The sequence below is a fragment of the Marichromatium gracile genome, from assembly GCF_004343155.1.
Lineage (GTDB): Bacteria > Pseudomonadota > Gammaproteobacteria > Chromatiales > Chromatiaceae > Marichromatium > Marichromatium gracile.
Genome location: NZ_SMDC01000003.1, coordinates 120134 through 133786, shown reverse-complemented (window position 1 = coordinate 133786; position 13653 = coordinate 120134). Strand labels below are relative to the sequence as shown.

Annotated in this window: 12 protein-coding genes; 10 read left to right on the top strand and 2 right to left on the bottom strand. The window is 71.1% G+C overall.

Annotation, left to right across the window (positions count from 1 at the left end; translation table 11 throughout):
* Nucleotides 1-20: 20 nt before the first annotated feature.
* The 4 genes from EDC29_RS06230 to EDC29_RS06215 all read left to right on the top strand — a co-directional run bounded on the left by EDC29_RS06230 (nucleotide 21) and on the right by EDC29_RS06215 (nucleotide 4536).
* Nucleotides 21-680 (top strand): ATP-binding protein, encoded by a 660-nt coding sequence (locus EDC29_RS06230; protein WP_132229035.1) that lies wholly within the window; start codon nucleotides 21-23, stop codon nucleotides 678-680.
* A complete protein-coding gene (locus EDC29_RS06225; protein ID WP_132229033.1) occupies nucleotides 655-2115 on the top strand; it encodes a metallophosphoesterase in 1461 nt (486 codons plus the stop codon). Before EDC29_RS06230 ends, EDC29_RS06225 begins: the two co-directional genes overlap by 26 nt.
* A 145-nt stretch (nucleotides 2116-2260) precedes the next feature.
* On the top strand, nucleotides 2261-2743 hold the full coding sequence (locus tag EDC29_RS06220) for a universal stress protein (protein ID WP_123139482.1): 483 nt from the start codon (nucleotides 2261-2263) through the stop codon (nucleotides 2741-2743).
* Complete coding sequence (locus EDC29_RS06215) at nucleotides 2740-4536, top strand: Na/Pi cotransporter family protein (RefSeq protein ID WP_132229031.1); 1797 nt, start codon at nucleotides 2740-2742, stop codon at nucleotides 4534-4536. Before EDC29_RS06220 ends, EDC29_RS06215 begins: the two co-directional genes overlap by 4 nt.
* Before the next feature lie 3 nt (nucleotides 4537-4539).
* On the opposite strand, the gene EDC29_RS06210 is transcribed toward EDC29_RS06215, so the two are convergent.
* Together EDC29_RS06210 and EDC29_RS06205 are read right to left on the bottom strand one after the other, a co-directional pair.
* Nucleotides 4540-5151 carry an NUDIX hydrolase gene (locus tag EDC29_RS06210; RefSeq protein ID WP_132229029.1) on the bottom strand — a complete coding sequence of 204 codons (612 nt, stop codon included), beginning with the start codon at nucleotides 5149-5151 and terminating at the stop codon, nucleotides 4540-4542.
* A 4-nt stretch (nucleotides 5152-5155) separates the two neighbouring features.
* Complete coding sequence (locus EDC29_RS06205) at nucleotides 5156-5899, bottom strand: alpha/beta hydrolase (protein WP_132229027.1); 744 nt, start codon at nucleotides 5897-5899, stop codon at nucleotides 5156-5158.
* Nucleotides 5900-6099: 200 nt separating this feature from the next.
* Between EDC29_RS06205 and EDC29_RS06200 the strand changes: the two genes are divergently transcribed.
* From EDC29_RS06200 to EDC29_RS06175, 6 genes are all read left to right on the top strand, one after another.
* The gene (locus EDC29_RS06200) at nucleotides 6100-7608 is read left to right on the top strand and encodes a DUF2867 domain-containing protein (RefSeq protein WP_123142271.1); all 1509 of its coding nucleotides are present in this window, start codon (nucleotides 6100-6102) and stop codon (nucleotides 7606-7608) included.
* Between the two features lie 7 nt (nucleotides 7609-7615).
* Nucleotides 7616-8554, top strand: a complete 939-nt coding sequence (locus EDC29_RS06195) for an alpha/beta fold hydrolase (RefSeq protein ID WP_123142272.1) — start codon at nucleotides 7616-7618, stop codon at nucleotides 8552-8554.
* 80 nt (nucleotides 8555-8634) lie between these two features.
* Nucleotides 8635-10026: an isochorismate synthase gene (locus EDC29_RS06190; protein ID WP_123139488.1), complete on the top strand. Its 1392-nt coding sequence runs from the start codon at nucleotides 8635-8637 to the stop codon at nucleotides 10024-10026.
* A gap of 10 nt (nucleotides 10027-10036) precedes the next feature.
* Nucleotides 10037-11743 (top strand): 2-succinyl-5-enolpyruvyl-6-hydroxy-3-cyclohexene-1-carboxylic-acid synthase, encoded by a 1707-nt coding sequence (gene menD, locus EDC29_RS06185; protein WP_132229025.1) that lies wholly within the window; start codon nucleotides 10037-10039, stop codon nucleotides 11741-11743.
* Nucleotides 11744-11909: 166 nt separating this feature from the next.
* A complete protein-coding gene (menB, locus tag EDC29_RS06180) occupies nucleotides 11910-12767 on the top strand; it encodes a 1,4-dihydroxy-2-naphthoyl-CoA synthase (protein ID WP_043762868.1) in 858 nt (285 codons plus the stop codon).
* Nucleotide 12768: 1 nt separating this feature from the next.
* Nucleotides 12769-13650 (top strand): 1,4-dihydroxy-2-naphthoate polyprenyltransferase, encoded by an 882-nt coding sequence (locus EDC29_RS06175; protein WP_190288035.1) that lies wholly within the window; start codon nucleotides 12769-12771, stop codon nucleotides 13648-13650.
* Nucleotides 13651-13653: the final 3 nt, after the last annotated feature.

Below are 13653 nucleotides of genomic sequence, written 5' to 3'. Positions count from 1 at the left end.
CGGGCCCGGGGGCGGGCGCGATGAGCGACACGACCGGCCGTCTGGTGCTGCCACTGCGCCCGGTCGAGTCGCCGGTGTACATCCGTGGCGTGCCGCTCTCGCCCGAGGTCCGCTTCGGCCAGCTGCTGGTGACCGGCCCGCCGGGTTCGGGCAAGACCACCCTGGTCGAGCGCCTCGGCGGCTGGCCCGGCGAGGGCTATGTCGATCTCTCGCACAAGGGCTGGTGGCGCGACCGGGTGCTCGCCCTGCGCCCGCGCGAGATCCATCTCGGGCTACCCTTCGTCGATCAGAGCGAGGCGCTCGCGCTGTTCGATGCCGCCTGGCTCGAGGGCTGGGCGCGACTGCGGCTCGATCCGACACGGCTGCGCATCCCGCCGCCGCGACGCTCGCTGCTCGGCATCGACTGGCGCCGCCGCTTCGCCTTCGAGTTCCTGCTCCCCGACGCCGAGACCATCGTCGCCGACCGGCTCGCGCGCGCACGTCGCGGCACCCACCCGATCGACCGACACATCGAGCCCGAGCAGATCCACGCCCAGGTCGAGACCTGTGCGCAACTGGCGATGATCCTGCATCGCGCCGGCATGATCGTGCATGTCCGTACCCGCGCCCTGGCGATCCCGGAGCGGATCGCGATCACCCCCGAGGTTCAGTGCCATGGCGACAAAACGCAACGCCCGTAAGACCTTCCTCCAGCAGTTCCACGGCCTGGTCCAGGAGCTGGAGGGTTGCGAGGACGTCGATCTCAGCGGCTCGCTGCGGCTCGGTACCGAGAAGGTGCGCATCCCCGCACCGACCCTGCCGCTGCAGATCCAGCTCGGCAGCGAACCCGGCTACCGCCTGCACCTCTACCCGGAACTGTGTTTCGACGCCAACGCCCAGCTCCAACCCAGCGGCGACTATCTGCTGCTCGACCCCGAGGAGTACTTCAGCGACATCAGCGGGTTCCTCCGTCTCTATCACGGCGAGGCGCTCACCCTCGGGCGACGCGATCAACTGCAGCGTCGTCTGCTGCGCTACCCCAAGCTGGTCGAGGAGCGTCACCTGCGGCTCAAGCTCTCGCCCAAGGGGCTGGCGCTCAAGCGCAAGTCGACCCGCGCCCCGGCCTGTATCGCCCCGCTCACCGCGCGCAGCGCGCGCGAGCGCATGGCCCGCTGGCGACGGCGCCAGCTCGGCCAGCTGCACGGCCTGTTGCGCGGCCCGCTGGAACCGCTGCCCGGCGCCGAAGCGCTGACGCTGCTCGAGCAGGTCAACGCCCTGCTCGCCACCGAGCCCTACCGGATACGCACCGCGGACGATCGGCCCGGCGGGCTGCTGGCGCTGCCCGAGCGCGCGCGCCCGATCTTCGTCGGCGATCTCCACGCCCGCATCGACAACCTGCTGGTGGTGCTCACCCAGGGCGGTTTCCTCGATGCGCTCGCCGAGGGCAGCGCGGTGCTGATCCTGCTCGGCGATGCGGTCCAACCCGACGCCCCCGGGCGCGAGGCGGAGATGGAGGACTCGGTGCTGATGATGGAGCTGATCTTCCGCCTCAAGGTGCGCTTTCCCGACCGGGTGTTCTATCTGCGCGGCAACCACGACAGCTTCTCCGACGAGATCAGCAAGGCCGGCATCCCCCAGGGGCTGGTCTGGGAGCAGCACCTGATCACCACTCGGGGCCAGGCCTATCGCGACGCCATGCAGCGTTTCTACGACCTGCTGCCCTATGTCGCCGTGGCCCCCAGCTATATCGCCTGTCACGCCGGCCCGCCGACCGGCTATTGCACCTGGCAGATGCTGGTCGAGATCGACCGCCATCCGCGCCTCGCCCATCAGCTCACCCATGTGCGGCTGCGCCGCAACAACTCGCCCAAGGGCTATGGCGCGAGCGATCTGGCACGGCTGCGCCGCTGTCTCGGGGTGCGCGAGCAGACCCCCTGCATCGTCGGCCATACCCCGCTGTCGCGCGACGAGACCTGCTGGATCGACGCCGGCGGCATCGCCAATCACCACGTGCTCTACGGCGCCCACCCCGACTGGATCGGGGTGATCACCCGCGGGCGCAAGCACCTGCTGCCGCTGCGCTACCCGAGCGAGCCGCAGCTGGCCGCCTACAACCACTTCTCCGCCAACGCCTGAGATCGACCCGGCGTCGTCACGATTCCGTCAGACAGGTGTCATAATGCGGGGACCGCCAGGCCGCGCGGCCTGGTGTTCGCCGGTGTCCGCCCCGACCCTGACCCCATGACCGGCATGGACAACCCGCAGGCGACCAGGAGCATCGATGACCAAGCCGACCGCCCCCAGCCCGATCCTGGTACCGGTGGACTTCTCGCCGCACTCGGAGGCCGCGCTGACGTTCGCCGCCGAGCTGGCCACCTGTCGCGAGCGACCACTGCTGATCCTTCACGTCGTCCACGATCCCTTCAGCATGCCCGGCTACTACGGGCGCGCACTGAAGAAGAAGCAGCTCCACCGCATCGAGGACGGCGCCGCCGAGATGTTCGATGAGTTCGTCGCCGCGGTGAGCGCGCGCCACCCCGACCTCGGGCCACTGCAGGGCGCCGAGACCCTGCTGGTCAAGGGCCTGCCGAGCACCCGTATCCTCGAGATCGCCGAGCGCCGAACGGCGCAGCAGATCGTGATGGGCAGCAAGGGGCTGACCGGACTCAGACACCTGCTGATCGGCTCGGTGGCCGAACGCGTGGTCCACCGCGCGACGATCCCGGTGACCATCGTCAAATCTCCCCGCAACCGTACTCCATGAAGCCGACCCCTCCGCCGCCCCCACACCACCATCCCGCCCAGCGTCTGTGGCCACTGCTGATCTGCGCCCTGGGCGCATTCGCCCTGCCCACCCTCGCCCTAGCCGACGAGGCCGCCGAGACGATCGACTGGACCACCATGGGCATGGGACTGTTCGGCGGTCTGGCGCTGTTCCTCTTCGGCATGGAGCAGATGGCCAACGCGCTCAAGGCGGTCGCCGGCGAGCGCATGAAGGACATCCTCGCCAAGCTCACCGTCAACCGCTTCATGGGCGCGCTCACCGGCGCCTTCGTCACCGCGGTGATCAACTCCTCCTCGGTGACCACGGTGCTGGTGGTCGGCTTCATCAGCGCCGGGCTGATGACCCTGTCGCAGTCGGTCGGGGTGATCATGGGCGCCAACATCGGTTCGACCGTCACCGCCCAGCTGATCGCCTTCCAGGTCACCGAGGCGGCGCTGTTGATGATCGGCGTCGGCTTCACCCTGCAGTTCTTCGCCAAGGGCGAGCGCGCGCGTCACTACGGCGGGATGCTGATGGGGCTGGGGATGGTGTTCTTCGGCATGGGGGTGATGAGCGAGGCGATGGCGCCGCTGCGCAGCTATCAGCCCTTCCTCGATTTCATGACCCGGCTGGAGAACCCGCTGCTCGGCATCCTGGTGGCGGCGGTCTTCACCGGCTTGATCCAGTCCTCGGCGGCGACCACCGGCATCGCCATCGTCATGGCCAGCCAGGGCTTCATCACCCTGCCGACCGGCATCGCCCTGGCCTTCGGCGCCAACATCGGCACCTGTGTCACCGCGCTGCTGGCCGCGATCGGCAAGTCACGCGAGGCGCTGCGCGCGGCGCTGGTGCACGTCATCTTCAATGTCGCCGGGGTGGTGCTCTGGGTCGGTTTCATCGGCGAGCTGTCGCTCCTGGTGCAGGAGATCTCGCCGCGTCACCCCGAGCTCGCCGGCGCCGAGCGTCTCGCCGCCGAGGTGCCCCGCCAGCTGGCCAACGCCCACACCCTGTTCAACATCGCCAACACCCTGATCTTCATCGGCTTCGCCGGTCAGTTCGCACGTCTGGTGGAATGGCTGGTACCGGAGCGCCCGCTCGGCGAGGCGGCGGTGGCGGTGCGCGCCAAGTATCTCGACGACGAGCTGCTCACCACCCCGTCGCTCGCGCTCGACCGGGTACGGCTGGAGATCCTGCACATGGGCGAGTACGTCCAGCGCATGCTCGATCGCAGCATGCCGGCAATCCTCAGCGGCGACAAACAGATGCTGCGCGAGGTCGAGCTGATGGACAACGACGTCGACACCCTGCACGCGCAGATCCTCACCTATCTCGGCAAGATCAGTCGACTGAGTCTCACCGAGCGTCAGACCGGCGAGTTGATGGGGCTGATGGAGGCGGTCAACGACCTCGAGAACATCGGCGACGTGGTCGAGACCAACCTGGTGATGCTCGGCCACCAGCGCATCGACGCCGGGGTCTCGATCAGCACGCCGACCCGTCAGGTCCTCAACGGCTTCCACCACAGCGTCACCCGCGCGGTGACCGCGGCGATCCAGGCGGTGGCGCAGAACAACGAGCTGGCCGCGCGCAGCGTCACCACCATGAAGCAGGAGATCTCGCGCATCGCCGACTCGGCGGCGGTGCACCAGGCACAGCGCCTGGTCGCGCAGGAACCCAAGCGCATCCCCGCCTACACCATCGAGGTCGACATCATCGAGAAGCTCAAGCGCATCTACTACTTCGCCAAGCGCATGGCCAAGACCGTCGAGCAACCGCTCGACGAGGCCGCCTGAGCGTCAATCAGCCAGCCCCGGACAGAGCCGTGGCAGATCCTCGCGGAGGAAGCGGGCGTCGGGCGAGAACAGGTCGTAGTCGGCGAGCGCCGGCAGCGCCACCATCCGCACCGCGGTGATCTCGGGCGAGCGCGGCGCCGCGGCGGCCTCGCGCAGCGTCGCGAAACCCGCCACCGGACGGCAGCGAAAATAGAAGTCGAGGCGGTAGGGACCGGGCTCCTCGGGGATGAAAGGCACGGCATCGACGCGCAGCAGTTCGATCCCCTCGATGGCGAGACCCAGCTCCTCCTCGACCTCGCGCGCCAGGGTCGCCTCGAGCACGTCGTCCGGCGAGGCCGGCCCACCCGGCGCGGTGGGGCTGCCCGGGATCGACTCCACCGAACCGCCCGGCAGTCCCCAGGCACCGCGACGCCGATAGCTGTGCTCGACCAGCAGCACCTCGGGCGGCGTCACCGTCTCGTCGATCATCACCGCCACCGCGCCCACCACCCAGCGGCGCGCGAACACCCCCTTGAGGAATCCGGCCAGGCGCGCCGGGAACAACCGCCACAACCGCAGCGCCAGACGATGCAGCGGCGGGTGTCGTTCGATCCAGTGTGCGAGTCGGGAAAGCATCGGGTCACTCCGCCGAGGTGGAATCCACAGGCTCCAGCAACGCCAGCACCGCGGCGCTGGCACGCGCGCGTACCAACGCGCCGAGGGCCGGATCGGCCTCGCCGCAAAGCATCTCGCACAGCAGGTCGGTCGGCGACTCGAAGTCGCAGTGACCAGCGCCGGCGATGCGTTCGAGCCGCCCCCGAGGGGCCTGGGCATGGACCAGCCCTGCCCCATTGTGTGCATTGCAGCGCCCCGGCTCGCCCTCCAGCCCGACCAGCGGCACGCGCAGCGCCGCGGCCGTGACGCGCCCGAGCCCGGCGGCGTCGACCAGATCCAGGGTGACCACACCACGGGCGCGCGGATCATTGCGCGCGGCCACCAACGCCGCCAGCCCACCGGCCGAGAAGCCGACATAGACCACCCGACGCGCACCGAGCCGATCGGCGACGCCGATCATCGCCAGACCGTTGCGCAGATGGGCGCCGTCCCAGGGGCGTTGCGCGGTGAAGTCGAGGGTCGCGCAATCGACCCCGGCCGCAGCCAGGGTCCGCGCCAGTCCGGCCAGGGTCGACTGCTTGCGCAGGAAACCGTGCCCGAGCACCACCAGATCGCCCGCCCGTGCGCCCGTGCCCGGATAGAGTCGCACCACGGCGTCATCGCCGGCGGCCGTGTCACGAACCGCGCCGGTCCCGGCACAGCCCGCGCTCAACAACGCCGCCAGACAGCACCACAGGAGCAACAATGGAGTACGGGCGAACGTGCGCAAGCGGCGTCCTCGGGATGGGCTCGATGCGGTCAGTTGAACCACAAAGGCATCGGGGGCGCAAACCCCGCTCACGCCCTGTCGACGACCGCCGCCTCAAGGCGACGACAGGCCGCGCCATTGCAGCGCACCACTGCGACCCGCAAGTGCGCTAGAAGATGACGGCAATGTCGCCCCCAGGATCGCCGAGCGGAGCCCCGACGATGAACGACCAGCCCCACCCCAGCCCCGATACCGAACGCAGCACGCACTGTCTGGTCTTCGGCGCCAGCGGCTATATCGGCGGCCACCTGGTGCCACTGCTGCGCGCACGCGGCCACCGGGTACGCGCCAGCGCGCGCAACCCGGCGGTGCTCGCGGCGCGCGGCTGGGAGGGCGTCGAGCTGGTCGCGGCCGACGCCCTCGACCCCGCCACCCTGCCCGCCGCGCTCGCCGGGATCGAGGTCGCCTACTATCTGGTGCACTCGATGGCCGCCGGGCGCGGCTTCGCCCGGCTCGACCTGGAGGCGGCGCGCAACTTCGCCGCCGCCGCGGCCGCCGCAGGGGTCGGGCGCATCGTCTATCTCGGCGGGCTGGCGCCGGCGACGGCCACCAGCGAGCACATCGTCTCGCGCCGGCGCACCGGCGAGGTGCTGCGCGAGGGCCCGGTCCCGGTCACCGAGCTGCGCGCCGGGATCATCGTCGGGCCGGGCTCGGCGGCGTTCGAGGTGATGCGCGATTTGGTTTATCATCTGCCGGTGATGATCACCCCGCGCTGGGTGCAGTCCCTGTCGCCACCGATCGCGCTCGATAACCTGCTGTACTATCTCGCGCGCATCCCCTGGGTCGACGCCAGCGCGGGTCGCAGCTTCGATGCCGCGGGCCCACAACAGCTGACCTATGCCGAGATGATGCGCATCCTGGCCGAGACCGCCGGGCGTCGTCCCCCCTGGATCCTGCCGGTCCCGGTCCTCACCCCGGGGCTGTCGGCCTATTGGCTGCGGCTGGTCACCGCGGTGCCGACCGACATCGCCCGCGCCCTCATCGGCGGGCTGCGCCACGACTTCCACGCCGACGACGCCGAGCTGCGCCGCCTGTTGCCGCAACGGCTGCTCGATTTCCGCGAGGCGGTCGCCGCCGCGCTCGACGCCGAACGCCGCACCGCCGTGATCAGCCGCTGGACCGAGGGCGCGCTGGGCGCGCGCCAGCAGCGCCCGGACTACGCCTATTACGCCAAGCGGCTGCGGGTGAGCGCGGAGACCAGCGCCGACCCCGCCGCGCTGTGGCGGCTGCTCGCGGCCATCGGCGGCGACAACCGCTACTACTGCTGCAATGCCCTGTGGTCGCTCCGCGAGTGGTTCGATTGGGCCATCGGCGGCCCCGGGCGCAGCCGAGGCCGGCGTCATCCGCAGCAGCTGCGCGCCGGCGATCGCATCGACCACTGGACGGTGATCGGACTCGAACCGGAGCGACGCCTGACCCTCGGGTTCGGCATGCGCGCCCCCGGGGCGGGTATGATGGAGTTCGAGATCGAGCCGCGCGGCCCCGGTCGCGCCCGGCTCACCACCAGCGGCTACTGGCATCCGGCCGGGGTCTGGGGGTTGCTCTACTGGTACGCGCTGGAACCCATCCACCGTCTGGTATTCAAACGGCTGACCCGCGAGATCTGCCGCCGCGCCGAGCGCGAGACGCCCGGCATCGACGCACTCGCGTCCACTCAAGACAAGAGGTGACAATCACATGGACTCAGGTATCGACTCCTCCATCGCCCGTCCCGAGCAACACAGCACAGGCGGCGGTGTCGAGCTGGCACCGGCGCTCGAGGCGCCCGCACACGACCTCGTCACCGAGCACGGTGGCCGCATCCACTACTATGTCGACGGCCCCAGCGGGACGCGCCCGCTGGTGCTGGTGCACAGCGTCAACGCCGCGCCCAGCGCCTTCGAGATGAAGCCGCTGTTCGAGCGCTATCGCGGCGAGCGCCGGGTCTATGCCCTCGACCTGCCCGGCTTCGGTCGCTCCGATCGCGGCAACCGCCGCTACTCGCCCGAACTCTACGCCAACGCCCTGGTCGACTTCCTCGACCGGGTGGTCGAGGACGAGGGTGAGATCGACCTGGTCGCCTTCTCGCTCGGCTGCGAGTTCGCCGCCCGCGCCACCGCGCTGCGCCCGCAGCGCATCGGCTCGTTGGTACTGCTCTCGCCCACCGGCTTCAACGCCCGCGCCATGCCCACCGGGGTCGCCGCCGAGCGTGTCCACCGCGCGCTCAGCATCCCCGGACTCAACGACGGCCTGTTCCGGCTGCTGACCTCGCGCCCGAGCATCAAGTACTTCTATCGTCAGGCCTTCGCCGGTCCGACCCCGCCCGAGATGGTCGACTACGCCTACGCCACCTCCCACCAGCCGGGGGCCAAGTACGCACCGCTCTACTTCCTCTCCGGGCAGCTGTTCACCCCCGAGGCCGGCGAGCGTCTCTACGACTCGCTCACCCAGCCGGTGCTGGTGCTCTACGATCGCGACCCCAATATCGACTTCCACGAGTTGCCCGACTTCCTCTGCCGTCATGACAATTGGCGCGCCGAGCGCATCGCGCCGACCCGTGGCATGCCGCAGTGGGACCGGCCCGCCGAGACCACCGCGGCCATCGACCGCTTCTGGTCCGAGCGGTCCGCCGGCTGACGGCCCCGACACAGCCCTGACACCAACGCCGGCGCGCCCGCGCGCGCCGTGCACTCAATCCCGGTCCATCGATCTATCCCATGCTTGCACCGCTCCAACGCCTCGAGCAGCTCAAGGCTCGCGTTCGCGAGGCGATCGCCACTCCTGCATTCACCCGCGCGCACGGACTCGTCTCGCTCGCCCTCGAGCTGCCCCAGCCGCTCCATGCCGCTCCCGAGCTCTCCGGCCCGCGCTTCCAGTTCGCCCACAACCATCGCGGCGAGCTGCGCGCCGGCTACGGCATCGCCGCCGAGTGGCGGGCCGAGGGCGAGCAGCGGTTGCAGCAACTGCGCCAACGGGCGCGCGCCACCGCCCCCGACTGGCACCAGCTCGACCCCGACGAGACCGGACTCGGCGGCTTCGCCATGCTCGGCTTCGCCGCCACCCCCGAGCCGACCACCACGCCCGGCGCCTCCGACCTGCCCAACGCCGTCTACTGGATCCCCGAGGTCGCACTCAACACCACCAACGAGCAATCGGCGCTGATCCTCACCGCCCGCCTGCCGGTCGAGCCCGAGGCCCTGCTGGCGCGCTGGGATGACTGGCTGGAGCGACTGGTCCCGCTGCTCGCGCAACCGGCACGCACCCCGCAGACCCCGGCCACGCTCGAACGCGGTCCCAGCGAGCCGGCGCTCGAGCCCTGGCGCGACCTGGTGCTCGCCGCGCTCGACGCCATCGAGCGTGACGGCCCGCTGGAGAAACTGGTGCTGTGCCGGCGCCAGCGGCTGCAGGGGCACCGCCGCTTCGACCTCGACCGGCTCAACGACGCCCTGGCCTATCTCTTCCCCTCCTGTCAGGTGATCAACGTCCGTCACCGCGAGAGCTGTTTCGTCGCCGCCACCCCCGAGCGGCTGTTCACCCTGCGCGGTCGCCGGGTCGAGGCCGACGCCATCGCCGGCACCGCCTGCCGCGCCGCCGACGCCGCGCGCGACGCGGCACTCACCGTCGAGCTGCTCGGCTGCGCCAAGAACCTGCACGAGCACCAGGTGGTGGTCGAGGCGGTGCGCGCCGCGCTCGAGCGCTGCTGCGAGCGGATCGAGCCGATCGATGGTCCGCAGGTGATGCAGCTCAACAACGCTCAGCACCTGTGGAGCCTGGTGCGCGGCGAGATCGATGCCGAGGGCGATGTCTTCAGCCTCGCCGAACTGCTCCATCCCACCCCGGCGACCAACGGCCAGCCGCGGCGCGACGCCCACGACTGGCTGCGGCGCAACGAACCCTTCGAGCGCGATTGGTACACCGGCGCGGCCGGCATCGTCGAGCCCGATCTCAGCGGCGAGCTGTGGGTGCTGCTGCGCTGTGCCCGCGTCGCCGGTGACACCGCCGAGCTCTATGCCGGGGCCGGCATCGTCCCCGGTTCCGACCCGGTCAGCGAGTGGGAGGAGATCGACCACAAGCTCGCGGCCATGTCCACCGCGCTGCAGTTCGCCTGAGGTGTCCGTGATGACCGATCAGGGAACGCGCAACCTGAACTGGTGCGCGGCACTGCTCGACGGGCTGATCGCCGGCGGCGTCGCCACCCTGGTGCTGTCGCCGGGCTCGCGCTCGACCCCGGTGATCCTCGCCGCGCAGCGCCGTGCCGAACTCGCCATCGAGCCGATCCTCGACGAGCGCAGCGCCGCCTTCTACGCCCTCGGCCTGGCCACTGCGGCGAACCGTCCGGTGGCGCTGCTCGCCACCTCGGGGAGCGCACCGGCGCACTGGCTGCCGGCGGTGATCGAGGCCGCCCAGTCCGGCCGACCGCTGGTGCTGATCTCGGCCGACCGTCCGCCCGAGCTGCGCGGCTGGGGGGCCAACCAGACCATCGAGCAGGGGGAGCTGTTCGTGCCCTTCGCGCGCGAGCGCCACGACCCCGGCCCGGCCACCGACGACCCGGCGGCGCTGAAGATGATGCGCGCGCTCGGCGCACGCGCCGCCGCCGTCGCGCGCGGCCCGCACCCCGGTCCGGTACACATCAACCTGCCGCTGCGCGAGCCATTGGTACCCGAGGAGACGCTGGCGCCACCGGCCGCGCAACACAGACCAACGCCGCCGCCGCCACCGGCGGCCTGGCACGGCGGCGCCCCCGACCCGCACCGCGCCGAGCAGGCGCGCGCGCTGCTGCGCGGACGCGGGCTGATCTGCTGCGGCCCCGACGCCGCCCGGCCGGGGCTCGCGCCGCGACTCTGGCAACTCGCCGAGCACCTCGGCGTCCCAGTGCTCTGCGACCCGCTCTCCGGACTGCGCTTCGGACCCGGCAGCCCCGCGCGCATCGCCCGCTACGACGGCTTCCTGCGCAACCCCGGGGCGCGCGCGCAGCTGCGCCCGGACTGGGTGATCGCACTCGGTCGCGCGCCGGTCTCCAAGACCCTGCTCGGCTGGCTCGCCGACGTCCCCACCCTGCGCATCGACCCGGCGGCGCGCTGGAGCGACCCCAACCACGACGTCGCCCTGCTGCTCGACGCCGACCCGGCGGCCTGCTGCGACTGGCTCGCCGAGCGGCTCGATCCCGCCCCACGCGACTGGCTGGCGCACTGGCAACAGGCCGAGCGTCGGGTCGAGGCGATCGCCGCCGAGCATCTGGCCGAGTCGCCCTGGTGCGAACCACAGCTGCTCGCCACCCTGCTCGCGCACATCGACCCCGGCGCCGGGCTGTTCAGCGCCAACTCGATGCCGATCCGCCAGCTCGACACCTGGGCCGGGGCGCGCGCCACCCCGCTGCGCCTGTTCTGCAACCGCGGCGCCAGCGGCATCGACGGCCAGGCCTCGACGCTCGCCGGACTCAACGCCGCCGGGGTGCCCTGTCACGGCCTGCTCGGCGACCTGTCGCTGCTCCACGACCTCTCCGGACTGCAACTGCTGCAGCGACTCGACCGCCCCTGCGTGGTGCTCAATAATGGTGGCGGTCGCATCTTCGACTATCTCCCGCAGCAGGGCGTCGAGGGCTTCGAGCGGCTCTGGCGCACCCCGCCACCGCTCGACATCGGCGCCGTGGCGCGCGCTCACGGGCTCGCCCATCACGCCGTCACCGGCGCGGCCGAGTTCGCCGCCAGCCTCGCCCGCGAGGACGCCGCCGGGATCATCGAGGTGCGGATCGACGCCGAGCGCAGCCGCGCCGTGCACCAGACCTTCTGGAGCCGGTTGCACGAGGACACCCGCTTGTTCGAGTGACGCCCACGGGCGTCCGTCGGCACGGGCGGGAGGCCCGGCCCTGGGCCGGCGCCACCGGCCCCGTTTCGCGGTGTCGCGACGACCAGGAGGCCGTCCCGACACCCTGTACAGTCACATCAGAGGTCCTACACAGGTGGAGCCAGACAACCCCAACCAGTCCGTCCAACTGCCCGCCCCGAGCGCGGCCGACCCGAGCCGTCCGATCGCCTGGGAGACCCCGGCCGGCGCGCCCGAGTACCAGGACATCCTCTACCATCAGGCCGAGCGTATCGCACGCATCACCATCAACCGCCCCGAGGTGCGCAACGCCTTCCGTCCGCAGACGGTGCGCGAGCTGATCGACGCCTTCCGCCGCGCCCATCTCGACCCCAAGGTCGGGGTGATCGTGCTCACCGGCGCCGGCGATCTTGCCTTCTGCTCCGGCGGCGATCAGCGCATCCGTGGCCATGAGGGCTATCGCGACGAGGCCGGGGTCGAGCACCTCAACGTACTCGAGCTGCAGCGCCAGATCCGCACCCTGCCCAAGCCGGTGGTGGCCATGGTCGCCGGCTACGCGATCGGCGGCGGTCACGTGCTGCACCTGATCTGCGATCTCAGCATCGCCGCCGACAACGCCCGTTTCGGCCAGACCGGACCACGTGTGGGCAGCTTCGACGGCGGCTTCGGCGCCGGCATCATGGCGCGCACCGTGGGGCTGAAGAAGGCCAAGGAGATCTGGTTCCTGTGTCGTCAGTACGACGCCGCCGAGGCGCTCGACATGGGCCTGGTCAACACCGTGGTGCCGCTCGCCGAGCTCGAACGCACCACCGTCGAGTGGTGCCGACGCATGCTCCAGCTCTCGCCCACCGCGCTGCGCATCCTCAAGGCCTCGTTCAACGCCGACACCGACGGCATGGCCGGTATCCAGGAACTGGCGGGCAACGCCACCGCACTCTTCTACACCACCGAGGAGGGGCAGGAGGGCCGCAACGCCTTCCTCGACAAGCGCGACCCCGACTTCAGCCGCTTCCCCTGGCGCCCCTGACGTGAGCGCCACGCACTCGCCCCTGGTGCGCTGGATCCTCGCGGCCCGGCCCAAGACCCTACCGATGGCCTTGGCGCCGGTGATCGCGGGCATCGCCCTGGCGGTGGCACAGACCGGGCGGCTCGCGCCGTTCACCGCGCTCTGTACCCTGCTCGCGGCGATGGCCATCCAGATCGGCACCAACCTGCACAACGATGCCGTCGACTTCGAACGCGGCACCGACGGTCCCGACCGACTCGGACCGGCGCGCGCCAGCGCCGAGGGCTGGTTCAGCGCGCGTCAGGTGCGCCTGGCCGCGCACCTGGCCTTCGCCCTTGCATTCGTCCTCGGCATCGCCCTGCTGTGGCGCGGCGGCTGGCCGATCCTGGTGATCGGCCTGGCCTCGCTGGTCGCCGGCTACGCCTATACCAGCGGCCCGCGACCGATCGCCTACGGCCCCTTCGGCGAACTCTACGTGCTGCTGTTCTTCGGCCTCGCGGCGGTCGGCGGCACCTACTACCTGCAGACCCTGAGCTTCGGCTGGACGCCGCTGCTGGTGGGGCTGGCGCTGGGGCTGCCGGCGGCGGCGGTGCTGGTGATCAACAACTATCGCGACCTCGACAGCGATCGGCGCGCCGGGCGGCGCACCCTCTGTCACTATCTCGGTCGGCCCCGGGCGCGGCTGCTCTACACCCTGCTGCTGGTGCTGCCGGTGCCCATCCTGCTGCTCGCCGGGATACCGGCCAACCCCTGGCCGCTGCTCGCCGCGCTGCCGCTGGCGCTGGCGCTGGCGGCAAACCTGCTGCGCGGTGCCGAGGGACGTGCGCTCAACCAGCAGCTGGCACGCACCGCGCTCTACCAGAGCGCGCTGACCCTGCTGCTGGTGGTGGCGCTGGCGCTCTAGGGC

Excerpts from the sequence above, each read along its gene's own strand:
- EDC29_RS06200 (WP_123142271.1), top strand. The coding sequence starts at position 6,100 with ATGAACGACCAGCCCCACCCCAGCCCCGATACCGAACGCAGCACGCAC.
- EDC29_RS06190 (WP_123139488.1), top strand. The coding sequence starts at position 8,635 with ATGCTTGCACCGCTCCAACGCCTCGAGCAGCTCAAGGCTCGCGTTCGC.
- EDC29_RS06195 (WP_123142272.1), top strand. The coding sequence starts at position 7,616 with ATGGACTCAGGTATCGACTCCTCCATCGCCCGTCCCGAGCAACACAGC.
- menD (WP_132229025.1), top strand. The coding sequence starts at position 10,037 with ATGACCGATCAGGGAACGCGCAACCTGAACTGGTGCGCGGCACTGCTC.
- EDC29_RS06230 (WP_132229035.1), top strand. The coding sequence starts at position 21 with ATGAGCGACACGACCGGCCGTCTGGTGCTGCCACTGCGCCCGGTCGAG.
- EDC29_RS06225 (WP_132229033.1), top strand. The coding sequence starts at position 655 with ATGGCGACAAAACGCAACGCCCGTAAGACCTTCCTCCAGCAGTTCCAC.
- EDC29_RS06215 (WP_132229031.1), top strand. The coding sequence starts at position 2,740 with ATGAAGCCGACCCCTCCGCCGCCCCCACACCACCATCCCGCCCAGCGT.
- EDC29_RS06210 (WP_132229029.1), bottom strand. The coding sequence starts at position 5,151 with ATGCTTTCCCGACTCGCACACTGGATCGAACGACACCCGCCGCTGCAT.
- EDC29_RS06220 (WP_123139482.1), top strand. The coding sequence starts at position 2,261 with ATGACCAAGCCGACCGCCCCCAGCCCGATCCTGGTACCGGTGGACTTC.